A 24,074-nucleotide genomic window follows, 5' to 3' on the forward strand; every position below is an offset into this window, starting at 1 on the left:
CAGGCGGTCAAGAATTGGGTAAACCAGAAGAATCCCGCAACGCCATGAAAAACCTGCATGAATCAATTTGCAGGGCGAATCACGTCTCAACAGTGAGTGAAAGGAAGCCTTCATGAAACTCCTCTCCCGCAGCCTTCTGGCCGCCTCGGCGCTTGCGCTGATGACCGCGGCACCGGCGCTGGCGAAGACCTTCGTCTATTGCTCGGAAGCCTCGCCCGAAGGGTTCGACCCGGCGCCCTATACCTCGGGCACCACCTTCGACGCCTCGGCGCATCCGGTGTTCAACGGGCTCGTCGAATTCAAGCCGGGCACCACCGAGGTCGTGCCGGCGCTGGCCGAAAGCTGGGACGTGTCGGAAGACGGCACCGTCTACACCTTCCACCTGCGCCCGGGCGTGAAATGGCAGTCGAACGACGTCTTCACCCCCTCCCGCGATCTGACCGCCGATGACGTCGTCTTCTCCTTCGTGCGTCAGGGCGATGCGAACGATCCCTGGCACGAATATACCCCCGGCATCACCTACGAATATTACACCTCGATGGAGATGCCCGACCTCGTGAAATCTGTCGAGAAGGTCGATGACCTGACCGTCAAGGTCACGCTGACCCATCCCGAGGCGCCCTTCATCGCCAACCTCGCGATGCCCTTCATGCGCATCGTTTCCAAGGAATATGCCGACACGCTCGCCGCGGCCGGCACCAAGGAAGACTTCAACAACAAGCCGATCGGCACCGGCCCGTTCAAATTCGTCGCCTATCAGAAAGATGCGGTGATCCGCTTCCAGAAGAACCCCGACTACTGGGGGCCGGCGCCGAAGATCGACGATCTGGTCTTCGCGATCACGCCCGACGCCTCGGTCCGCCTGCAGAAGCTGAAGGCGAACGAATGCCAGCTGATGCCCTATCCGTCGCCGGCCGACCTCGCCACGATCAAGGCCGATCCGAACCTCAAGCTCGACGAGCTGCCCGGCCTGAACGTCGCCTATCTCGCCTATAACACCACCGTCGCGCCCTTCGACAAGCCCGAGGTGCGCAAGGCGCTGAACATGGCGATCAACAAGCAGGCGATCATCGACGCCGTGTTCCAGGGCGCCGGTCAGGTCGCGAAGAACCCGATCCCGCCGACGATGTGGTCCTATAACGACGCGGTGACGGACGACGCCTACGATCCGGACGCGGCGAAGAAGATGCTCGCCGATGCCGGCGTCAAGGATCTCTCGATGGAGATCTGGGCGATGCCGGTGCAGCGCCCCTACATGCCGAACGCGCGCCGCACCGCCGAGCTGATGCAGGCGGACCTCGCCAAGGTCGGCGTCAAGGTGGACATCGTCTCCTACGAATGGGGCGAATATCTCAAGAAGTCGATGGAAGCGGGCCGCAAGGGCGCCGTCATCCTCGGCTGGACCGGCGACAACGGCGATCCGGACAACTTCCTCTCCGTGCTGCTGTCCTGCGGCGGCGCCAAGGAGGGCGGCGCGAACCGGGCCTTCTGGTGCGACAAGGAGTTCTCGGATCTGCTGCTGAAGGCGAAGACCACCTCGGACATGGCCGAGCGCACCAAGCTCTATGAGCAGGCGCAGGTGATCTTCAAGGCGCAGGCCCCCTGGGACACGCTCGCGCATTCGACGCAATTCGTGCCGATGCGCAAGAACGTCACCGGCTTCACCATGAGCCCGCTGGGTGATTTCACCTTCGAGAACGTCGACATCGCCGAGTAAGATCGGCCACCACAGGGCGGGCGCGCGGAGTTTCTTCGCGCGCCCGTCAAGGTTCATCGCATGACCAGATTCCTGCTCACGAAACTGCTCTATCTGATCCCGACCTTCCTCGGGATCACGCTCGTCGCCTTCGGCTTCGTGCGCATCCTGCCCGGCGATCCGGTGCTCCTGATGGCCGGCGAACGCGGCCTCACGCCCGAACGCCACGCCGAGCTCGCGCATCAGCTCGGCTTCGACAAGCCTTTCCTCGCGCAATACGGCGACTTCCTCATCCGCCTCTTTCACGGCGATCTCGGCAATTCGCTGGTGACGAAGAAACCGGTGCTGACCGAGTTCCTGGCGCTGTTCCCGGCGACGGTCGAGCTTGGCATTTGCGCGATCCTGATCGCCACGCTGATCGGCGTGCCGGTCGGCGTGCTCGCCGCGATCAAGCGCGGCTCCTGGTTCGATCAGGTTTCGATGACGGCCGCGCTCGTCGGCTTCTCGATGCCGATCTTCTGGTGGGGCCTGCTGCTGATCATCCTGTTCTCGGGCATCCTGCAATGGACGCCGGTCTCGGGGCGGATCTCGCTGATGTATTTCTTCCCGCCGGTCACCGGCTTCATGCTGATCGACAGTCTGCTGTCGGGGCAGAAGGGGGCGTTCCTCTCCGCGGCAAGCCACCTGATCCTGCCCTCGGTGGTGCTCGCCACGATCCCGCTTGCGGTGATCGCGCGGCAGACCCGCTCGGCGATGCTCGAGGTGATGGGCGAGGATTACGTCCGCACCGCGCGCGCGAAGGGCATGCCCAATGGCCGCGTGGTGATGGTGCATGCGCTGCGCAACGCGATGATCCCGGTGATCACCACGATCGGGTTGCAGGTCGGCGTGCTGATGGCCGGCGCGATCCTGACCGAGACGATCTTTTCCTGGCCCGGCATCGGCAAATGGATGATCGACTCGATCTCGCGCCGCGACTACCCGGTGGTGCAATCGGGGCTCCTGCTGATCGCCGCGATCGTGATGCTGGTGAACCTGCTCGTCGATCTGACCTATGGCCTGATCAATCCGAGGATCCGCCACAAATGACCCAGACCGCCACCAATACCCCGGCCGTGAAGCTGAGCGACGCCGCGATCCGGCGCCGGATGCTTGCCGATTTCTGGTTCCACTTCAAACAGAACAAGGGCGCGGTCGCGGGGATGATCGTCTTCGTGCTGCTCGTGCTGACCGCGGTTTTCGCCGCGGTGATCGCGCCGCATGACCCGACGCAGCAATATCGCGACGCGCTGCTGGTGCCGCCCGTCTGGCAAGAGGGCGGTCGCACCGATTTCCTGCTCGGCACCGATGCGGTCGGGCGCGACATGCTCTCGCGCCTCATCTACGGCTCGCAATATTCGCTCTTCATCGGCATCGTCGTGGTCTCGATCGCGCTCGTCGGCGGCATCGTGATCGGCATGGTCGCGGGCTTCTTCGGCGGCTGGGTCGACACCGTCATCATGCGGGTGATGGACGTGATCCTCGCCTTCCCCTCGCTGCTGCTCGCGCTCGTGCTGGTCGCGATCCTCGGGCCGGGGCTGCTCAACGCGATGATCGCCATCGCGATCGTCTATCAGCCGCATTTCGCGCGCCTCACCCGCGCCGCGGTGATGGGCGAGAAGGAACGCGAATATGTCACCGCCGCGCGCGTCGCCGGCGCCGGCAACATGCGGCTGATGTTCAAGACGATCCTGCCGAACTGCCTCGCGCCGCTGATCGTGCAGGCGACGCTGAGCTTCTCCTCCGCCGTGCTCGACGCCGCGGCGCTGGGCTTTCTCGGCATGGGCGCGCAGCCGCCCGCCTCCGAATGGGGCACGATGCTCGCCGAGGCGCGGGAGTTCATCCTGCGCGCCTGGTGGGTCGTCACCTTCCCGGGCCTCGCGATCCTGATCTCGGTGCTCGCGATCAACCTGATGGGCGACGGTCTGCGCGACGCGCTCGACCCGAAACTGAAGAAGAGCTGAGGTCCAAATGGCACTTCTGACCATCCGCAACCTCACCGTCCGCTTCGCCACCTCGACCGGCAGCTTCACCGCCGTCGACGGCATCGACGTTTCCGTCGATGCGCGCGAGGTGCTGGCGATCGTGGGCGAATCCGGCTCGGGCAAATCGGTCTCGATGCTGGCGATGATGGGGCTTCTGCCCGACACCGCCACCGTCACCGCCGACGAGATGACCTTCGACGGCCACGACCTTCTGCACATGACGCCGAAGGAGCGCCGCCAGGTCATCGGCCGGGAGATCACGATGATCTTCCAGGAGCCGATCGCCTCGCTCAACCCCTCTTTCACCGTCGGTTTCCAGATCGAGGAGGTGCTGCGCCTCAACCTCGGGCTGAGCCGGCGCGCCGCGCATGAACGCGCGCTCGATCTTTTCCGCGCGGTCGGCATCCCCGAGCCCGAGGCAAAGATCCACGCCTATCCGCATCAGATGTCGGGCGGGCAGTGCCAGCGCGTGATGATCGCGATGGCGATCGCCACCAATCCGCGGCTCTTGATCGCCGACGAGCCGACGACCGCGCTCGACGTCACGATCCAGAAGCAGATCCTCGATCTCTTGATGAAGCTGCAGGAAGATTACGGCATGGCGCTGATCCTGATCACGCACGACATGGGCGTGGTGGCGGAAACCGCCGACCGCGTCATCGTCCAATACAAGGGCCGCAAGATGGAGGAGGCCGAGGTGCTCACCCTCTTCGAGGCGCCGCAGCATCCCTATACCCGCGCGCTGCTCTCGGCCCTGCCCGAGAACGCCACGGGCGACCGGCTGCCCACGGTGTCGGACTTCTTCGGCGCGGAGGGCGTGCAATGACCGAGATCGTCGTCGAGGGCGTCAAGCTCACGCAGGATTACCTGATCCCGGGCGGCATGTTCGGCAAGCCGCGGCTTCTGCGGGCGGTGCAGGGCGCCTCCTTTGCGCTGGAAAAGGGCAAGACGCTTGCGATCGTGGGCGAGTCCGGTTCCGGCAAGTCGACGCTCGCGCGGATCATCGCGCTGATCGACCACCAGTCGGGCGGGGTGCTGAAGATCGCGGGCGAGGAGGTCGACATTCATCGCCGCAAGCCCGGTCACGCGCTGCGCTCGAAGGTGCAGATGGTGTTCCAGAACCCCTATGGCAGCCTCAATCCGCGCCAGAAGATCGGCGACGTGCTGATGGAGCCGCTGCTGCTCAACACCGATCTGCCGGCGGCGGAGCGGCGCGCGCGGGCGGAGGCGATGCTCGCCAAGGTCGGCCTCGCGCCCGAGCATTTCAACCGCTACCCGCATATGTTCTCGGGCGGGCAGCGCCAGCGCATCGCGATCGCGCGGGCGCTGATGCTGAACCCGGCGCTTCTGGTGCTTGACGAGCCGGTCTCGGCGCTCGATCTGTCGGTGCAGGCGCAGGTGCTGAACCTGCTCGCCGATCTGCAGGAGGAGTTCGGCCTCACCTATGTCTTCATCAGCCACGATCTTTCCGTCGTGCGCTACATCGCCGACGAGGTGATGGTGATGCACAAGGGCGAGGTGGTGGAGCAGGGCACGCGCGAAGAGATCTTCGCCAACCCGCGCCACGCCTATACCCAGCAGCTCTTCGCCGCGACGCCGGTGACCGAGATCGCCGCGATCCGTGCCCGGGTCGAACGGCGCAAGGCGCTTCTGGCCGCGCGCTGACGGCAAGGCCGCGGCGGGTTCTCCGCCGCGGTTTCCTGCGCGTCCTCGACCGCCCCCGGCGGAAACGAGGCCGCGACTGATCCCCGCGAAAACGATGCACCTACCGGCGAAATGATATTTCATTTTGTTCGGCGGGATTTCTGTGCTTCCCGCGGCATTGCCGCGCAGTTAGGCGGAAATGGGCCGCGGTCGACGGAGACAGGTGGCGGAAAGGCGGGGCGGGGTCAGTCGGTGCCGGCGAAGGAGCCGGTGCGCAGCATCTGCCGGCCCGATCGGATCGAGCCGTCGCGGATGTCGCGCTCGATCGCCGCGCAAAGCGCCACGAGGTCGCGCGCGCGCATCGCGGCCAGCATTTCCTTGTGCCGGTCGATAACGTAGATCCGCTCGACGTTTTCGATCACCTGGCGCTGGAACGGGCCAAGCTGCAACCAGACCGATTCGATCAACGGGATCGTCGCCTGGTCCGGGTTCAGCGCGTAAAGCGTCTTGTGGAATTCCTGGTTCATCCGGGTCAGCGCATCGAGATCGTGGGCGGCAATCGCGCTATCCATCCGGTCATCGAGCGACTTCAGGTTTTCGATAACGATATCGGATAGATACGGGAAAGCCCGCTCGGCCGCATGGGTCTCGAGCACGATCCGCAGCTGCACAAGCTCCTCGAAACGGCCGATCGTCATTTCGGGCACGCGCAGCCGGCGATTGCCCAGAACCTCGATCGCCTTTTCGCTGCTGAGCCGGCGCATCGCCTCGCGCACCGGGGTCGGGCTGAGGCCGAGCATCTGCGCGAGGCCCCGGAAGGTCAGCGCCGTGCCCGGTTTCAGCGCCCCCACCATCACCGCGTTGCGCAACCGCTCATAGGCATAGTCCTGCGTGGTCATCCCGGCGAGATGCGGAATTTCGGGGAGCGGGCAGTCGGTCATGGGGCCTTTGGCTTTCCTGTGCTGGAGGACGTGCCATCCTGCCGTGCTTTGAGGCTTGACTCAAGATCTGCGTTATATCACAGATTGTGAAAAGATATCACAAAACGCCAGGGAGCATCACAATGAAACCCGAGGACGCGACGGCCTGGCTGGCCGACCGCCCCGAAATCGAGACGATCTTCGCCTGCATCTGCGACCTGAACGGCGTGATGCGGGGCAAGCGCGTGCCCGTCGATCAGGTCGAAAAAATCGTTTCCGGCGGTCTGCGGATGCCGCTGTCGCTGCTGGGCATGGACATCTGGGGCGAGGACATCGAGGGCAACGAACTGGTCTGGGACACCGGCGATGCCGACGGTCTGTGCGACTTCACCGGTCGCCCGCTGAGCCCGGTCGACTGGACGGCGCGGCCCGCGGCCTTTGCGCAGCTCTGGATGCGGACCGAGAACGGCGAGGCCTTCCCGGGCGATCCGCGCCGCGCGCTGGCGGCCATCGTCGAGCGCTACAAGGCGCTTGGCCTGACGCCGGTGGTCGCGACCGAACTCGAATTCTACGTCGTCGATCCCTCGGGCGCGGCGCCGCAGCCGCCCTGCTCGCCGGTCACCGGCAAGCGGCTCGACAGCGACGGGGCGCTTTCGCTCGACGAGTTGCAGCATTTCGACGCCTTCCTGAACGAGGTCTATGACGCCTGCGCGGCGCAGGGCATTCCGGCCGACGCCGCGATCTCGGAAAACGGGGCGGGGCAGTTCGAGATCAACCTGCTGCATGTCGACGACCCGCTCGAGGCCGCCGACGATGCGGTGCTGTTCAAGCGGCTGGTGCGCGGCATCGCCCGCAAGCACGGTTTCGCCGCGACCTTCATGGCGAAACCCTATGGCGACCGCGCCGGTTCGGGCATGCATGTGCATTTCTCGCTGGTCGACGCCGAGGGGCGCAACGTCTTCGACAACGGCGGCGAGGAGGGCACCGAGGTGATGCGCCATGCCGTCGCCGGGCTGATCCGCACGATGGCCGAGAACACGCTGGTCTTCGCGCCGCACGAGAATTCCTATCGCCGGCTGCTGCCGGGCTCGCATGCGCCCTCTTCGGTCGCCTGGGGCTATGAGAACCGCACCGTGGCGATCCGGATCCCGGGTGGCAGCCACAAGGCGCGGCGGATCGAGCATCGCGTCGCCGGCGCCGATGCCAACCCCTATCTGGTGCTCGCCTCGATCCTCGGCGGCGCGCTGCTGGGCATCGAAAAACAGTGGGAGCCGCCCGCGCCGCTGCTGGGCGACGCCTATTCGCAGGTGCTCGAGACGCTTCCGCCCGACTGGGCCTCGGCGATCGAGGCCTTCGAGAAGGGCGCCCATATCGAGCAGGTCTATTCCAAGCGTCTGCGCCGGATGTTCGTGCAGTGCAAGGTGCAGGAGCTGCGCCGCTTCACCCGCCACGTCACCGATTTCGAATATCACTCCTACCTGGAGGCCGTCTGATGAACGCCATGTCCTCGCTTCCGAACCACCCCTATGCGGGCACCGGCGCCCATACCGGGAGCTATTATGCCGCCTCGGCCAACCCGGCGCCGCTGCGGCCCGAGCTGGTGGGCACCCATGAAACTGACGTCTGTGTGCTCGGCGCGGGTTTCTCGGGCCTCTCGACGGCGCTGCATCTGGCCGAAAAGGGCTACAAGGTGACCGTGGTCGAAGGCGCGCGGATCGGCTGGGGCGCCTCGGGGCGCAACGGCGGGCAGATCGTGAACGGGCTGAACGCCAGTCTCGAGACGATCGGGCGGCGTTACGGCGCCGATGCCGCGAAATTCGTGGCGAGCCTCGTGACCGAGGGCGGCGACATCATCCGCGAGCGGATCTCGACCTATGACATCAAATGTGATCTCAAGCACGGCAACGTCTTCGCCGGGCTGACCCCTGCGCATATGCGCGACCTCGAGGCGCGTCGCAAACTCTGGCGCAGCTATGGCATCGAGAGCCAGGAGATGCTGAGCCGTGAGGAGATGCGCCAGCACGCCGCCTCCGACCTCTATTCGGGCGGCATGATCGACCGCAAGGGCGGCCATATGCACCCGCTGAACCTGGCGCTTGGCGAGGCGGCGGCGATCGAGCGGCTGGGCGGCACGATCTTCGAGATGTCGCCGGTGACCTCGGTCGATACCGCATCGGCGCGGCCCTCGCTCAGCACGGCGAAGGGCAAGGTCGTGGCGAAGGTCATGGTGCTCTGCGGCAACGCCTATCTCGGCCATGTGGTGCCGACGCTCGAGTGGCGGGTGATGCCGGTCTCGACCCAGGTGATGGCGACCGAACCGCTGGGCGAGACGCTCGCGCGCGAACTGATGCCGTCGGACGTCTGCATCGAGGACGTGCGCTATATCCTCGATTACTATCGCATGTCGGCGGACAACCGGCTCCTGTTCGGGGGCGGCACCGTCTATGGCGGCACCGATCCGAAGGACATCAAGGCGAAGCTCTGGAAGAACCTCGAGAAGGTCTTCCCGCAGCTCAAGGGCACGAAGATCGACTATGCCTGGTCGGGCAATTTCGCGCTGTCCTTCTCGCGCGTGCCGCAGATGGGCCGGATCGGCGCCAACACCTATTTCGCGCATGGCTATTCCGGCCATGGCGTGACCGGCTCGCACACTTTCGGGCGGATCCTGTCGGAGGCGATCCACGGCGACCAGACCCGTTTCGACATGTTCGCCAAGATGCCCTGGATCCCGTTCCCGGGCGGCCGTCTGTTCCGCGTGCCCTATTCGGTCATCGGCTCGTGGTGGTACGCGGCGCGCGATCGGCTGGGCGTGTAAACGCCCGCCACACAAAAGAAAATCAGGGAGACTATCATGCGCAAGATCATCGCGGCGGGGCTCGCCGCGCTCGCCTCGGCCCTTCCGGCCGGGGCGGAAGAGCCGGTGCTGAACATCTACAACTGGTCGGATTACATCGCCCCCGACACCATCCCGAATTTCGAGAAGGAGACCGGCGTCAAGGTCAATTACGACGTCTTCGACAGCAACGAGGTGGTCGAGGCCAAGATGCTGACCGGCTCGACGAATTACGACATCGTCGTGCCCTCGCTCGAATTCATGGCGCGCCAGGCGCAGGCCGGGGTGTTCCAGCAGATCGACAAGACCGCGCTGACGAATTACGGCAATCTCGATCCGAAGCTGATGGCGATCGTCGCGACCAATGACGAGGGCAACACCTATGGCGTGCCCTACATGATGTATACGATCGGCATCGGCTACAACCGCGACAAGGTCGCCGAGCGGCTCGGCACCGATACCGTCGACAGCTGGTCGGTGCTCTTCGATCCCGAGCAGGCGGCAAAGCTGCAAAGCTGCGGCATCGCGCTGCTCGATTCCCCCTCCGAGATCACCGCCGCGGCGCTGAACTACCTGGGCCTCGATCCGACCTCGGAAAAGACCGAGGATCTCGATGCCGCGATGGCGCTTCTGGCGAAGCTGCGGCCCTATGTCCGCTACTTCCATTCCTCGCAATACATCAACGATCTGGCGAATGGCGACATCTGCCTGACGGTGGGCTATTCGGGCGACATCCTGCAGGCGCGCAACCGCGCGGCCGAGGCTGGGCAGGGCGTGCGCGTGGCCTATGCGATCCCGAAGGAGGGGGCGCAGGTCGGCTTCGACATGCTGGCGATCCCGTCGGACGCGCCGCATCCGGAAAACGCGCTGAAGTTCATCGACTACTTCCTGCGCCCCGAGGTCAGCGCGGCGATCAGTGACCATGTCTTTTATGCCAACGCGAATACCAAGGCGACGCCGCTTGTCGCCGCCGAGGTGCGCGAGGATCCCGGCATCTACCCGGCGCCCGAGGTGATGGACAAGCTCTACACCGCGCGCCCGCACAAACAGCGTTATGACCGCACGCTGACCCGTGCCTGGACCACGCTGAAGACCGGACAATGACGGCAGGCGGCCATCCCTTCAGGGGGGATGGCCGCAACCATTCTGACAGGGAGAAGAAGAATGACCGAAGCCATCGCGGCGCGCGGTTCGCGGCCGTGGGATGATCCCGCCGTCGCGCCGTTCCTGCAGATCCGCAACGTGACGAAGCGGTTCGGCTCCTACACGGCGGTGAACGACGTCTCGCTCGACATCTACCGCGGCGAGCTGTTCTGCCTGCTTGGCGGATCGGGCTGCGGCAAGTCCACGCTCTTGCGCATGCTGGCCGGGTTCGAGACGCCCACCTCGGGGCAGATCCTGATCGACGGCGAGGACATGTCGGGCGTGCCGCCCTATCTGCGCGACACCAACATGATGTTCCAGTCCTACGCGCTCTTCCCGCATATGAGCGTGGAGAAGAACATCGCCTACGGGCTGAAGCGCGACGGGGTGAAACGGGCCGAGGTGGCGACCCGGGTGACCGAGATGCTCTCGCTCGTGCAGCTCGACGGGCTGGCCGGGCGCAAGCCGCATCAGCTTTCCGGCGGGCAGCGGCAGCGCGTGGCGCTGGCGCGTGCGCTGATCCGCAAGCCGAAGCTTCTGATGCTCGACGAGCCGCTCGGCGCGCTCGACAAGAAGCTGCGTGAGGAGACGCAGCGCGAGCTGATCAAGATCCAGGAATCGCTCGGCGTGACCTTCGTCGTCGTCACCCACGACCAGGAAGAGGCGATGACGCTTTCGACCCGGCTCGGCGTGATGACCGCGGGCGAGATCATGCAGATCGGCACGCCGCATGACGTCTACGAATATCCGCAAAGCCGGTTCGTGGCCGATTTCATCGGTTCGGTGAACCTCTTCGAGGGGCGGATCGCGGGCGACTATGAGGATCACGCGACGATCCATTCGCCCGACACCGAAAGCGACATCCTCGTTTCGCACGGGATCAGCGGCGTGAAAGGGCAGGCGGTGGCGGTGGCGCTCCGCCCCGAGAAGATTGCGATCGAGCGGCGCCTGCCCGAGACCCTGCCGAACCGGCTGCGGGCGCGGGTCGACGACGTCTCCTACATGGGGAACCTTTCCGTCTTCCACGTCACCCTGCCCACCGGCAAGCCGGTGAAGGTGACGCAGACGAACCGGCTGCGCAGCGACGACGACGCGATCCGCGCGGGCGAAGAGGTGGAAATCGGCTGGGACGGCGCGGCAAGCGTCGTGGTGACGGCATGAGGCTGCGTGCGCTGGCAAGCCGGCTGCGGATGGAGGGGCGCGCCGCGGTGGTGGCGGTGCCGCTCGTCTGGCTGAGCCTCTTCTTCCTGCTGCCCTTCGTCGTTCTGGCGAAGATCGCGCTTTCGGAAGCGGTGATCGCGCGGCCGCCCTATCTGCCGATCTGGGACTGGGCCGAGGGGGTGCTGAACATCTCGCTCAACTTCGGCAATTTCCAGTTCCTGACCGAAGACCCGCTGTATCTGCTGGCCTATCTCGGTTCGCTGAAGATGGCGGCGGTCTCGACCGTCGTCACGCTGCTCATCGGCTATCCGATGGCCTATGTGATCGCCCGCGCCCCGGTGAACCGGCGCAACATCCTGCTGATGCTGGTGGTGCTGCCGTTCTGGACCTCGTTCCTGCTGCGCGTCTACGCCTGGATCGGGATCCTCAAGGGCAACGGGCTGCTCAACGGTCTGCTGATGGCGACCGGGATCATCCACGAACCGCTGGTGATCCTGCAGACCGATTTCGCGGTCTATCTCGGCATCGTCTACAGCTATTTGCCCTTCATGATCCTGCCGCTCTATTCGACGCTGGTGAAGCTCGACGAGGCGCTGCTCGAGGCCTCGGCCGATCTCGGCGCGCGGCCCTTCGTCACCTTCCTGACCGTGACGCTGCCGCTGTCGCTGCCCGGGATCGTCGCCGGCGCGCTGCTCGTCTTCATCCCGGCGGTGGGCGAGTTTGTGATCCCCGCGCTGCTCGGCGGGCCGAAGACGCTGATGATCGGCTCGGTGCTCTGGAACGAGTTCTTCTCCAACCGCGACTGGCCGGTGGCCTCGGCGGTGGCGATCGTGATGCTCGTGGTGCTGGTGCTGCCGATTGGCCTCTTGCAGCGCACCCAGTCGGAAAAGGAGGAGAACACCTGATGCGTCGCTCTGTCTCTCTGCGCCTCGTCGCGATCTTCGGTTTCGTCTTCCTCTACGCGCCGATCCTCTCGCTCGTCGTCTTCAGCTTCAACGAGTCGAAGCTGGTGACCGTCTGGGGCGGCTTCTCGACGAAATGGTATGCCGCGCTGCTCGAGGATCAGCAGATCCTCGATGCCGCCTGGATCAGTCTGCGCGTCGCGGTGATGTCGGCGACGCTCGCCACGGTGATCGGCACGCTCGCCTCCTATGCGCTGGCGCGTTTCGGCCGCTTCCGCTTCCGGATGCTGCTGAGCGGGGCGGTGACGGCGCCGCTCGTCATGCCCGAGGTGATCACCGGCCTCTCGATGCTGCTTCTGTTCGTGGCGCTCGAAGGGCTTTTCGGCTGGCCCGCGGGGCGGGGCGTCGACACGCTGGTGATCGCGCATGCGACCTTCGGCGCGGCCTATGCCACCGTGGTGCTCGGCTCGCGGATGAGCGCGCTCGACCGCTCGGTCGAGGAAGCGGCGCTCGATCTCGGCGCGCGTCCGCTCCGGGTGTTCTTCGACGTCACCCTGCCTGCGCTCGCGCCGGCGCTGATCTCGTCCTGGCTCCTCGTCTTCACCATCAGCCTCGACGACCTCGTCGTTTCGGCCTTCGTCACCGGACCCGGGGCCTCGACCCTGCCGATGGTGATCTTCTCGAAGGTGCGGCTGGGCGTCAGCCCCGAGGTGAACGCGCTTGCCACGCTGGTGATCGCCGCGATCTCGGTGGTGATCGTGCTGGCCAGCTGGCAGATGCGCCGCGCCGCCGCGCAGGCGCGCTGAAAACCGGCGGGTCGGGGGCAGCCCCGGCCCGCGCGTGATGCGGAGGATTTCATGAAAATCGGTATCTTGCAGACCGGCCGCGCGCCGGACGAGTTGCGCGCGGAATTCGGCGATTACGACGCCTTCTTCCGCCGGTTGCTGGCGGGGCGGGGCTTCACCTTCGAGACCTGGGCGGTGCTCGACAGCGTGCTGCCGCCTGGGCCTGCGGCGGCGGATGGCTGGATCATCACCGGCTCGCGTTTCGGCGTTTACGAGGATCACCCCTGGATCGCGCCGCTCGAGGATCTCGTGCGCGCGATCGTCGCCGCGCGGGTGCCGCTCGTCGGGATCTGCTTCGGCCACCAGCTGGTGGCGCAGGCGCTGGGCGGCAAGGTCGAGCGCTTTGCCGGCGGCTGGAGCGTCGGCGCGGTCGATTATGACACCGGGGCGGGGGCGCAGGATCGGCTGCTCGCCTGGCACCGCGATCAGGTGGTCACGCCGCCCGAGGGCGCGCGCACGATCGCCGCGACGCCGTTCTGCCGCCATGCGGCGCTCGCCTATGGCGATCACGTCCTGACGCTGCAGCCGCATCCCGAGTTCACGCCCGAATTCTTGCGCGCGCTGATCGAGGCGCGGCGCGATCTGCTGCCGCCCGAGGTGGCGCAGGCGGCGCTCGACAGTCTCGCGGCCGGGCCTGCGCCGGATACCGCGCATCATGCCGCGATGATCGCCGACGTTCTGGGCGGCTCTGCCCTGACCTGACCTTCGGGCGAACTGCACCCGCACCATCTTTGCCGCGGCCGGGGGGACCCCGCGCCGCGTGTTTCGCCTGTCCGCCTCTGCGCTCGGACGCCGTCCGTCGCCACGGCGGACGGCGTCCGGATGCCGGATGGTCGCCCCGGAAGCGGATCCGGGAACCCGAAAAAAACCATTTAAAAACAATAAATTGAAAGTTTTCCGCCGGCATCCGGAGAGCTGGCATCATTCCTGCTTCCTTCCCTCACAGGTTCATCGGCGCGTGGAGGGGGAGGAGCCCGTCCCGCATCTGCCGAGGCCCCGGCGCGCAGGAGGCGCCGTCGCAACAGGTATGGGAGGAGAAATGCGCAATGGCATTTCAGATTAACATTGATAACGGCGGGACTCTCACCGACGTCTGCATCATGTCGGACGACGGCGTGACCAAGACCAAGGTTCTGACCACGCCCTACGATCTGTCGAAATGCTTCTTCGAGGGGCTGCAGAAGGCCTCCGAGGTCGTCTATGGCGCGGCCGATGTGAAGCGGTTGCTCGAGGAAGTCGACCTGATCCGCTATTCGACGACGCAGGGCACCAACGCGATCTGCGAGCGCAAGGGGCCGAAGCTTGGCCTGATCCTGGCGAAGGGCGCCGAGGATCTGCCCGCGCAGCTCGCCACCCATGACCCCGAGGTCTGGGCCGCGCTCGTCGGCGATCGCGTCGGCTTCGTCGATCCGGCCGCGCTCGACGGCACCGATGGCGAGGTCGAGATCGTGCGCACGATCAACCAGCTCACCGCCGCCGGCGCGAACCGTCTGGTGATCTGCTTCACCGGCGAGGGGTTCCTCAAGGCCGAGGAGCGGGTGAAGGCGGTGGTGCTGCGCAAATATCCCCGTCACCTGCTGGGCGCGGTGCCGGTGCTTTACGCCTCCGACCTCACCGTCGACCGCAACTCCGATCGCCGCGCCTGGTCGGCGCTGATCAACTCCTTCCTGCACCCCTCGATGGAGGCCTTCCTCTACCAGGCCGAGAACCGGCTGCGCGAATACCGCACGAAGAACCCGCTCCTGATCTTCCGCAATGACGGCGATGCCTCGCGCGTGGCGAAGACGGTGGCGATCAAGACCTATTCCTCCGGTCCGCGCGGCGGCATGGAGGGGGTGAAGGCCTTCTCCGCGCTTTATGGCTTCCGCGATGCGGTCTCGATCGACGTCGGCGGCACCACCACCGACATCGGCCAATGTACCGAGGGCAAGGTCGCCGAGATCCGCCGCGGCCATGTCGAGGGGATCTCGGTCTCCTTCCCGCTGTGCGAGATCATCTCGGCCGGCGCCGGCGGCAGCTCGATTTTCAAGGTGAAGGACGGCAAGATCGTGATCGGCCCGGAAAGCGTGGGCGCGCTGCCCGGCCCGGCCTGTTTCGGCCGCGGCGGCAAGGAAGCGACGATCACCGATGCGAGCCTGCTCGCCGGTCTCTTCGATCCGGCCTCCTATTTCGGCGGCGGCATGGGGCTTGACGCGGCCCGCGCGGAGGCGGCGATCCGCACCAATATCGCCGATCCGCTCGGGGTCGATCTCGAGACCGCGGTGGCGATGATGGCCGACGCTTTCGAGGCGAAGGTCGCGGCCGAGCTGCACCGTTTCACGAAAATCTCGCCCGACACGGTGATGATGGCCTTTGGCGGCGCCGGGCCGCTGCTGGCCTGTGGCGTGGCGGAAAAGGCGGGGATCAAGCGCGTGGCGATGCCGGCGATGGCGGCGGTGTTCTCCGCCTATGGCATCGGCTCCTGCGACGTGTCGCAGCGCTACACCGTGACCCTGCCCGAAAACACCACCGCGGCGCTTTCCGCGGCGCGCGAGACGCTGATGCAGAAGGCCTCGCGCGACATGTTCGCGGAGGGGTTCGAACCGGGCAGCTACGCGATCGCCGCGCGGCTCGTGACCGAGACCGCCGAGGGCGAGGTCGTGCACGAACTGGCCGAGGGCGAGGGTTTCCCCACCGATTTTGCGCAGGCCGGAGCGGTCGAGCTCGAGCTCGTCGCGACGAAGAGCCTGCGCCACGGCGACAGCCGCCATGTGGCGGTGACCCGCAAGACCCGCGCCGAGGCCGCGGCGCGCCGCAGCGTGCTTGTGGCAGGCCAGGGCCGCGCCGATCTGCCGGTCTACCGGTTGGGCGGCATGGCCGCGGGCGACTGGGCCCAGGGGCCCGCGATCCTCGAGGAGGATTACTTCACGGCGCTCATTCCGGCGGGGTGGATCCTCACCGTCTCGGAAGCGGGCGACGTCATTCTGGACCGGGAGGAATAAGCCATGACGATGAAAGTGCCGATGACCGAATACCTGCGCATCGACCTCGAGACCGAGAAATGGGAATGCCGCGTCTGCGATCACGTGATCGCGCCGGCGGAGGGCAACTACAAGGAAGGGCTGCTGGTCCATGACCGCAACCCGCAGGAGATCCACCCGCCGGTGATCGACCCGGCGAAGTATCGCTATACCTTCGCGCCCGATCCGGAATGGGTGCGCATCCTCGAATTCTGCTGCCCGAAATGCGGCACCCAGGTCGAGACCGAATACGCGATCCCGGGCCATCCGCCGCTGTGGGACATGCAGGTCGACGTGCCCGCGCTGAAGGCGCAATGGGCGGCCCGCGGCCCGGAGATGCTGCCCGACGCCGGCCCCGCCGTGGTGCCCGGGCGCGGCCACGCGCATTGATCGACGCCGCCCTCCGCGGCGCGCGCGGGGGGCACAACCATCGCCGGGACCGGCTGCCGGAGGAGGGCAGCCCCCGGATCCAATACACAGGGAGAGAGCATGAAACGCGTTTCCGTTGATATCGGCGGCACCTTCACCGACTGCTTCGTCGTCTGGGGTGGGCGCTATATCGAGACCAAGGCACTGACCACGCACCACAACCTCGCGATGGGCTTCAACGAGGCCCTAGGCAAGGCCTGCAAGGTTCTCGATCTCGAACTCGAGGACATCCTGCAGCAGGTGGACTCGGTGCGCTATGCCACCACGCTCGGCACCAATGCGCTGATCGAGCACAAGGGGCCGAAGATCGGCATGCTGGTCACCGCGGGCTATGAGGCCACCGTGCCGCTCAGCCGCGCGCGTGGCTATGGCGAGGGGCTGGACGACATGGGCAAGCAGGATCTGCCGAACGCCCAGCGTCCCGACCCGCTGGTCGAGGCGCATATGATCCGCGGCATCCGCGAGCGGCTCGACTTCGAGGGCAAGCTGGTGATGGGCCTTGATGAGGAAGACGTCCGCCGCCAGCTGCGCGAACTGGTCGACCGCGGCGCGCAGATCATCGTCGTCGCGCTGGTGAACTCGGTGGTGAACCCCGCCCACGAGCAGCGCATCGAGGAGATCGTGCTCGAGGAATATCCCTCGCATCTGCTCGGCGCGATCCCGGTGATCCTGTCGCACCAGGTCGCGGGGCGGAAGGGCGAATATGTCCGCGCCACCTCGGCGATCGTCGACGGCTACCTGCATTCGACGATGTATCACGCGCTTTCCGCGCTCGAGCAGAACCTGCGCGTGCACAATTACGAAAAGCCGATGCTGGTGATCCACAACTCGGGCGGCATGGCGCAGCTGAACTCGACCGACGCGCTGCAGACGATCCACTCGGGCCCGGTCTCGGGCATCGGCGCCTCGGAGCACCTGTCGCTGCAGGCCGAGCTTGGCAATGTCGTGGCGACCGACATGGGCGGCACCTCCTACGACATCGGCATCGTCGTCGAGGGCGGCATCAAGCACTATGACTTCAACCCGGTCATCGACCGCTGGCTGGTCTCGGTGCCGATGGTCCACCTGGTGACGCTGGGCGCGGGCGGCGGCTCGGTCGCCTCCTATGACCGGATGTACAAGACGGTCAAATGCGGTCCCGAAAGCGCCGGGTCCGACCCGGGGCCGGCCTGCTACGACCGCGGCGGCATGAAGCCCACGGTGACCGACGCCGACCTTCTGCTCGGCTATCTCGACGCCGAGAACTACGCCGGCGGCTCGATCCCGCTCAACCCGCGCCGGGCGAAGGCGGCGGTCGAGGATGCGCTTTGCGACGATCTCGACGTCACCGTGATCGAGGCGGCGAAGCTGATCCGCGAGAAGGTCGACGCCAATATGGCGAACGGTCTTTTCACCGAGCTGCGCGCGCGCGGCTATGATCCGACGGACTTCACCATGCTCGCCTATGGCGGCAACGGGCCGCTGCATTGCTGCGGCATCGCGCAGAATCTGGCGATCGACAAGATCCTGGCGCCGCCGCTCAGCTCGGTCTTCTCGGCGGTGGGGGCGGGCAACATGCACCAGCTCCACATCCACGAGAAGTCGCTCTACATGGTGCTTTACGACAGCAACACGCGGCGGATCTTCAGCGATTACGAGCGGTTCAACGGCATCGTCGCCGAGCTGAAGGAACGCGGTCGTCAGGATCTGCTGCGCCAGGGCGTGCCGGCCGACCAGATCCAGCACGATCTGGAACTCGACATGCGCTATGGCAACCAGCTGGTGCAGACCACGGCGGTGATCCCGATCCACGAGCTGAGCAGCCCGAGCGACGTGCTGCAGGTGATCGACCAGTTCTCGACCGACTACGGCAAGCGCTTCGGCGAGGGCAGCCAGGCGCCCGAGGCGGGGATCCGGATCAACACCATCCGCGTGTCGAGCTATCGCCGCCACGAGACGGTGCAGTTCCAGAACATCAAGCCGCTGGCGAAGCCCGAGCGCACCGCCCCCCCGGCGCCGAGCGGGCACCGCACCTGCCATTTCGTCGGCTTCGATCAGGCCTTCGAGACCCCGGTCTGGGCGCGCAAGGATCTGGAGCCCGGCGTCGAGATCGAGGGGCCGGCGATCGTCGCTTCGGAGGTGACGACCTTCCTCGTCAACCCGGGCTGGACGCTGGTCGCCGCGAAACAGGGCGCGACCTGGTTCCTGCGCAACGAGGCCCCGGTCACCAAGCACTGACACGCGAGCCCCGGCGAGAGGAGCGCCGGGGCCCATCCCAACAGGAGGAGTTCCCATGAAAGACCTGACCACCGGGGGGCCGGCGCCCTCTGCCGAAGACATGAAGCTGATCAAGAAGTTTCTCGAGGATACCACGCTGTTCCTCGGTCCCGATCCCGAGATCATGCAAAACCACGACCTGATGAAGCGCACGCCCGACGAGGAGCAGGCGATCGCCAACGTGCCCGACAACCACACCGTCGCCAAGATCCGCGACCGGCTGCAGGCCGGCTGCGACGAGGGCTACGAGATGGTCGAGCAGATGGGCGCGGCGCCGGGTGCGAAATGGGGCGATGTCATCACCGGCATCTACTCGGCCTCGGGCGACCTCGCGATCGCCTCGGCGGGCGGCGTGCTGCTGTTCTCGTCGGTGGTGCACCACCCGATCAAGTTCATCGTCAAGAACTGGATCAACGAGCCCACCGTGGGCGTGCGCGAGGGCGACGGCTTCATCCACAACGACAGCCGCTATGGCAACGTGCACAACACCGACCAGTCGATGATCCTGCCGATCTTCCACGAGGGGCGGCTGGTGTGCTGGGTCGCCTCCACCGTGCACGAGGGCGAGAATGGCGCGATCGAGCCGGGCGGCATGCCCTCGATGGCCGAAAGCCCCTCGGACGAGGGGCTCAAGATGTCGCCCTTCAAAGTGGTCGAGAACTATCAGATCAAGCGCGATCTGCTGACCTTCCTGCAGAATTCGGTGCGCGAGCCGAAGCTGCAGCTCGAGGACATGAAGGTGAAGCTTTTCGCCTGCCTGCGCATCAAGCAGCGCATCGAGGAAACGCTGAAGACCGACGGCGCCGATGCGCTGATCTCGACCCTGCGGCTGACCATGGAAGACGTGCGCACCGAGGTGAAGCGCCGGATCTCGGAATGGCCCGACATGTCGGTGCGTACCTATATCATTCAGGACTCGACCCTGCGCGAGAACTGCGTGGTCAAGGTGAACTGCACGCTGACGAAGAAGGGCGATCAACTGACCTTCGACTTCCGCGGCTCGTCGCCCGAGTTTACCAACCGCGCGACGAACACCATCCTCGGCGGGCTCAAGGGGATGCTGTCGCAGCTCTTCCTGTGCTACATCTGGCCCGACCTGCCGCGCGGTCAGGCGGCGATGGCGCCGATCGAGGTGATCACCGATCCGCATTCGATCCTGAACTGCTCCTATGATGCGCCGAACTCTCAGTCGCTGATGTCGATCTTCACCGGCTTCACCGCGGGGCAGCATGCGGTGGCGAAGTTCCTCTACTCCTGCCCGGAGAAATACACCAAGGTCCATGCGCCCACCTTCAACATGATCAACACCTTCATCTGGGGTGGGGTCAGCCAGCATGGCGAGACGCTCGGCAATCTCTGCGCCGACCTGAACGGCATGGGCGCGGGGGCGACCTCGAACCGCGATGGCGAACATGCGCTGGCGCCGATCTTCGCCACCATGGCCGATATCGGCGAGCAGGAGGTGAACGAGGAAGACGTGCCCTTCCTGCAGCTCGTCTCGAAGAAGATGACGCGCGACGCGATCGCGCCGGGCAAGTATCGCGGCGGTCAGGGCTACACGATGATGGTGGCGACGAAGGACAGCGAGCAGTGGGGCTTCATGACCACGGCTCAGGGGGCGAAGATCCCGCCGATCCAGGGCCTCTTCGGCGGCTATGCCTGCGGCACCTATCCGCTCTCGAAGGTGCAGGGCGTCGACGTCTATGACATCTTGCTGAACGAGCCGGAGAAGTTCCGCCACTCGATCGAGGAGATCATGAACGAGCAGCCCTTCGAGGGCGCGCGCTACACCACCCATCACATGGGCATGGGCTTCGACATCTCGAAGCGGGGCGAGCTCTACATGATCAGCCAGGGCGCGGGTGCGGGCTATGGCGACCTGCTCGAACGCGACCCGGTGGGCGTGGTGAAGGACATCGAGGAAGGGCTGATGTCGCCCGAAGTGGCGGGGCGGCTCTACAAGGTGGTCTTCGATCCGGCGACGCTTGCGATCGACTTCGACGCGACAGAGAAGGCCCGTGCAGAGGAGCGCAAGGCGCGCATCGCCCGCTCGGTGCCCTATGCCGAGTTCGTCAAGGGCTGGAACCGGCCCAAGCCGCCGGCCCATCTGCCCTATTTCGGCTGCTGGGGCGACGATGTCGAGACGCTCTACATGGGCGCGCCCGACAAGACCCGCCGCGGCGACGAGCCGAAGCCGAACTACATGATCCACCCGAAGGATGTGCGCATCGCCGAGCTCGAAGCGCGTCTGGTCGCGGCCGGTGCGATGGGGGACGAGAAGCAATGAGCCAGTCTCTCGCAGAAGATCCGCCCGGAGCTTCGGGCACGAAGGCGCTGCGGGTCTGGCTGGAGTCGTCGGGCTATGCCCGGCGGCTTCTGCTGGGCGTCGGGGGCGATCCCTGGGCCGAGGGCGCGGCGAAATACCTCTCGTGGTTCACCCAGGCGCGCGGGCTTTTGCGCGGCGATGTGGCGGTGATCGACGTCGGCGATCTGTTCCGCTCCTGGCGGGCGCGCCATCCCGCGCTTGCCATCGAGATGGGCGCGAAGAAACGCGCGACCTTTCCCCTGCGCCGGATGCTCGAGGAGGAGGGGCCGCGGGCCCTGCTCGACGAGGTGACGGCGGCGGTGGGGGCGCATCTGCAGGGGCAGGTGCCGCTCGTGCTCGCGATGCCGGCGCCGGGGGCCTGGCTCGCCGAGGCGCAGATCGCCGCCGGGCGCGACGCCGAAGTCGACGAGGACGCGGTGGAGGATGCGGCGATGTACATGGCCGATTTCATCCGCTGCGTCGCGAACCGGCCGGTGGGCGGGGTGCTGCTCGAAGAGGGCGATGCGCCCGGTCCGGCCGATCGTTACGCGCCGATCCTGAACGCGGCGCGGCATTACCGCTGGGCGGTGGTCGGGCGCGGCGTGGCGCCGGGGCAGGGGGGCTTCGACGCGGTGATCGGCCCCGATCCGGCGGCGACCGGGCGCGACGTGAGCGCCGCGCTTTTCGCCGGCGCAGCGCTGCCCGCGGTTGGCGCGGCGCAGTTCCTCTTCGCCGAGATCCCGCCCCTCCACGCGCCCGAGGCGGTGCTCGACGCGGTCGCGCGGTTGCGCGAGACCACGCCGGCCTGAGCCACCGCGCAGACACATGCCGCGGCCCGTCGCCTCCTCCGGGGACATCGCCTGCGGCAGGAACGGCACCCGGTTCCCCCCGGGTGCCGTTTCGTTTCTGGTTCAGCGCTCGCGCAGCTGGGCGATCTGCTCCTTGAGGCCGAGCTTGTCGAGCCGCACATAAAGCGTGCTCTTGGCGATGCCGAGGTCGCGCGCGGCGGAGGTCAGGTTGCCCTGCTGGCGCCGGATCGCCGCGGCGATCGCGTCGCGTTCGACCCGTTCGAGCGGGGTAAGCCCCTCGGGCAGGGCGCCCCCCGGCGCGTCGCGCCGCAGCTCCGCAGGCAGTGCCCCGGGCTGCAGCATCCCGCCCTCGCTCTCGAGGAAGAGGCTCTCGAGCACGTTGCGCAGCTCGCGGATGTTGCCGGGCCAGTCATGCCGCGCGAAGGCCTCGAGCACCGCCGGCGCGATCGCGGGCGCGGGCATCTCGTAGCGCGCGGCGATCTGCGCGAGCAGATGCGCGCTCAGCTCGGGAAGATCCGGCATCCGCTCGCGCAGCGCGGGCAGGTTCAGCGAGGTCACCGCGATGCGATAGAACAGATCGAGCCGGAACCGCCCCGCGCTGACCTCGGCCTTCAGATCGCGGTTGGTCGCGGTGATCAGGCGCAGCTTCACCTTGCGCGGCTGGTTCTCGCCGATGCGGAACACTTCGCCCGATTCCAGCACGCGCAGCAGATGCGGCTGCAGATCGAGCGGCATCTCGCCGATCTCGTCGAGGAAGAGCGTGCCGCCATCGGCCGCCTCGATCTTGCCGGTCATGCCGCCGCGCCGCGCCCCGGTGAAGGCGCCGTCGGCATAGCCGAAAAGCTCCGAGGTCAACAGCTCGCGCGAGAAGCCGCCGCAGTTCACCGCAACGAAGGGGCCGGTCGCCCGCGGCCCGGCGGCGTGCAGCGCCTGGGCGAAGGCGTCCTTGCCGACGCCGGTCTCCCCCAGAAGCAGCACCGGCGCCGGGCTTTTCGACAGGAGCCGCGCGCGGCGGATCGCCTCGCGATAGGCCGGCGCCGAACCGGAGAGCCGGTCGAACGGATCGCCCGCCGCCGGCACGGCATTCACATTGCGCAGCCCCGCGCGCCGCACCGTCGCGGAGCGGTCGGGCAGCACCAGCACCGCGCCAAGCCGCTCGCCATCCTGATGAACCGGCTCGATCCAGTCGCGGTCCATCCAGTCGGGCATGTTCTCGGGGGCGATGCGCCCCTTCTTCCAGGGCAGCGCCAGATCGCGCAGCGCCGGGTCGGCCGCGCCGCGGGTCTTGGCAAGCTCGGCCATCAGCGCCGCGGCGCGATCGTTCGTCTTGATCGCCCGGCCGGAGCGGTCGAAGACGATCAGCCCGTCGCGCCCCGGGCCGCTCAGCCGTTCGAAGCACTGGTCGAGCAGCTGGTAGCGCAGCTTCAGTTCGCGCTGGGCGAGGCGGTTCTCGATCCGCCCGGCGGCGGCGATCGCCAGCGCCAGGCTGTGGCGGCTGTAGCTTTCGTTCAGGCCGGAGATGTCGATCGCGCCGAGGATCGTGCCGCTGAGCGGATCGCGGATCACGCTGGCCGAGCAGGACCAGCGCTTCGTCCCGGTGCAGTAGTGCTCGGCGGAATGGATCTGGATCGGTTGGCCGATCTGCAGCGTGGTGCCGATCGCATTGGTGCCGAAGGCGGCCTCGCTCCAGTCGCCGCCGGGCATCAGGTGGATATCCTCGGTCGGGTCGCGCAGCGAATTGTCGCCTTCGACGCGCAGCACCTTGCCGCCGGCGTCGGTCAGCACCATCACCGTGCCGGTCTCGAACAGGAAGTCGCGCGCCGAGGCGATCACCGGCGCCCCGGCCTGCATCAGATCTTCGCTGTCGGCGAGCAGCTCGTGCAGCGCATCGCCGATCATCGGCGTGGGGGCGCGGTTGCGCGCCGGATCGACCGCACCGTGGCAGCGCCGCCACGAGTCGTCGATCAGCCGGCGCAGCGCATCGGTGCCGGGCTGTTGCCCGTCCATGAACCGTTCCCACGAGGTCATGATCTGGCGATCGTTCTCGGGGAAGGCAAAGCGCTGACGCAGAATCGTCTGGGGCATCTCGAATCTCCTCCCTCGGGGCG

General features: G+C 66.6%; 19 protein-coding genes. 17 read left to right on the forward strand and 2 right to left on the reverse strand.

Annotated features, from left to right (window positions below; genetic code table 11):
* Positions 1–112 precede the first annotated feature (112 nt).
* From AB7U46_RS04790 to AB7U46_RS04810, 5 genes are read left to right on the forward strand one after another with little or no spacing between them, the layout of a single operon-like run.
* Positions 113–1,717 (forward strand): ABC transporter substrate-binding protein, encoded by a 1,605-nt coding sequence (locus AB7U46_RS04790; RefSeq protein ID WP_428335798.1) that lies wholly within the window; start codon positions 113–115, stop codon positions 1,715–1,717.
* A 60-nt stretch (positions 1,718–1,777) separates the two neighbouring features.
* Positions 1,778–2,785 carry an ABC transporter permease subunit gene (locus AB7U46_RS04795; protein WP_428335799.1) on the forward strand — a complete coding sequence of 336 codons (1,008 nt, stop codon included), beginning with the start codon at positions 1,778–1,780 and terminating at the stop codon, positions 2,783–2,785.
* 59 nt (positions 2,786–2,844) lie between these two features.
* Positions 2,845–3,699, forward strand: a complete 855-nt coding sequence (locus AB7U46_RS04800) for an ABC transporter permease subunit (RefSeq protein ID WP_428335876.1) — start codon at positions 2,845–2,847, stop codon at positions 3,697–3,699.
* A gap of 7 nt (positions 3,700–3,706) precedes the next feature.
* On the forward strand, positions 3,707–4,546 hold the full coding sequence (locus AB7U46_RS04805; RefSeq protein ID WP_428335800.1) for an ABC transporter ATP-binding protein: 840 nt from the start codon (positions 3,707–3,709) through the stop codon (positions 4,544–4,546).
* On the forward strand, positions 4,543–5,385 hold the full coding sequence (locus AB7U46_RS04810; protein WP_428335801.1) for a dipeptide ABC transporter ATP-binding protein: 843 nt from the start codon (positions 4,543–4,545) through the stop codon (positions 5,383–5,385). The genes AB7U46_RS04805 and AB7U46_RS04810 overlap by 4 nt, the downstream gene beginning before the upstream one ends.
* 224 nt (positions 5,386–5,609) lie before the next feature.
* Here the strand turns inward: AB7U46_RS04810 and AB7U46_RS04815 are convergent, their stop codons facing one another.
* On the reverse strand, positions 5,610–6,305 hold the full coding sequence (locus AB7U46_RS04815; RefSeq protein WP_428335802.1) for a GntR family transcriptional regulator: 696 nt from the start codon (positions 6,303–6,305) through the stop codon (positions 5,610–5,612).
* 122 nt (positions 6,306–6,427) lie between these two features.
* On the opposite strand from AB7U46_RS04815, the gene AB7U46_RS04820 reads away from it, so the two are divergent.
* The 12 genes from AB7U46_RS04820 (at position 6,428) to AB7U46_RS04875 (ending at position 21,966) form a co-directional block, all read left to right on the forward strand.
* Complete coding sequence (locus tag AB7U46_RS04820; protein WP_428335803.1) at positions 6,428–7,777, forward strand: glutamine synthetase family protein; 1,350 nt, start codon at positions 6,428–6,430, stop codon at positions 7,775–7,777.
* On the forward strand, positions 7,777–9,099 hold the full coding sequence (locus tag AB7U46_RS04825; protein WP_428335804.1) for an NAD(P)/FAD-dependent oxidoreductase: 1,323 nt from the start codon (positions 7,777–7,779) through the stop codon (positions 9,097–9,099). Before AB7U46_RS04820 ends, AB7U46_RS04825 begins: the two co-directional genes overlap by 1 nt.
* A 36-nt stretch (positions 9,100–9,135) precedes the next feature.
* Positions 9,136–10,221 carry a polyamine ABC transporter substrate-binding protein gene (locus tag AB7U46_RS04830; RefSeq protein ID WP_428335805.1) on the forward strand — a complete coding sequence of 362 codons (1,086 nt, stop codon included), beginning with the start codon at positions 9,136–9,138 and terminating at the stop codon, positions 10,219–10,221.
* A 60-nt stretch (positions 10,222–10,281) separates the two neighbouring features.
* Entirely contained in the window at positions 10,282–11,421 is a 1,140-nt protein-coding gene (locus tag AB7U46_RS04835; protein ID WP_428335806.1) for an ABC transporter ATP-binding protein, read from the forward strand.
* The gene (locus AB7U46_RS04840) at positions 11,418–12,326 is read left to right on the forward strand and encodes an ABC transporter permease subunit (protein ID WP_428335807.1); all 909 of its coding nucleotides are present in this window, start codon (positions 11,418–11,420) and stop codon (positions 12,324–12,326) included. Before AB7U46_RS04835 ends, AB7U46_RS04840 begins: the two co-directional genes overlap by 4 nt.
* Positions 12,326–13,129 (forward strand): ABC transporter permease subunit, encoded by an 804-nt coding sequence (locus tag AB7U46_RS04845; RefSeq protein WP_428335808.1) that lies wholly within the window; start codon positions 12,326–12,328, stop codon positions 13,127–13,129. Before AB7U46_RS04840 ends, AB7U46_RS04845 begins: the two co-directional genes overlap by 1 nt.
* A 51-nt stretch (positions 13,130–13,180) precedes the next feature.
* Positions 13,181–13,870, forward strand: a complete 690-nt coding sequence (locus AB7U46_RS04850) for a type 1 glutamine amidotransferase (protein ID WP_428335809.1) — start codon at positions 13,181–13,183, stop codon at positions 13,868–13,870.
* Between the two features lie 344 nt (positions 13,871–14,214).
* A complete protein-coding gene (locus AB7U46_RS04855; RefSeq protein WP_428335810.1) occupies positions 14,215–16,149 on the forward strand; it encodes a hydantoinase/oxoprolinase family protein in 1,935 nt (644 codons plus the stop codon).
* Positions 16,150–16,152: 3 nt separating this feature from the next.
* On the forward strand, positions 16,153–16,557 hold the full coding sequence (locus AB7U46_RS04860; RefSeq protein WP_428335811.1) for an acetone carboxylase subunit gamma: 405 nt from the start codon (positions 16,153–16,155) through the stop codon (positions 16,555–16,557).
* Between the two features lie 99 nt (positions 16,558–16,656).
* Positions 16,657–18,813 (forward strand): hydantoinase/oxoprolinase family protein, encoded by a 2,157-nt coding sequence (locus tag AB7U46_RS04865; RefSeq protein ID WP_428335812.1) that lies wholly within the window; start codon positions 16,657–16,659, stop codon positions 18,811–18,813.
* 55 nt (positions 18,814–18,868) lie between these two features.
* Positions 18,869–21,139 (forward strand): hydantoinase B/oxoprolinase family protein, encoded by a 2,271-nt coding sequence (locus AB7U46_RS04870; RefSeq protein ID WP_428335813.1) that lies wholly within the window; start codon positions 18,869–18,871, stop codon positions 21,137–21,139.
* The gene (locus AB7U46_RS04875; protein ID WP_428335814.1) at positions 21,136–21,966 is read left to right on the forward strand and encodes a hypothetical protein; all 831 of its coding nucleotides are present in this window, start codon (positions 21,136–21,138) and stop codon (positions 21,964–21,966) included. Before AB7U46_RS04870 ends, AB7U46_RS04875 begins: the two co-directional genes overlap by 4 nt.
* A gap of 102 nt (positions 21,967–22,068) precedes the next feature.
* Here the strand turns inward: AB7U46_RS04875 and AB7U46_RS04880 are convergent, their stop codons facing one another.
* Positions 22,069–24,051, reverse strand: a complete 1,983-nt coding sequence (locus AB7U46_RS04880; RefSeq protein WP_428335815.1) for a sigma-54-dependent Fis family transcriptional regulator — start codon at positions 24,049–24,051, stop codon at positions 22,069–22,071.
* Positions 24,052–24,074: the final 23 nt, after the last annotated feature.

The organism is Paenirhodobacter sp. (genome assembly GCF_050177655.1).
Classification (GTDB): domain Bacteria; phylum Pseudomonadota; class Alphaproteobacteria; order Rhodobacterales; family Rhodobacteraceae; genus Rhodobacter.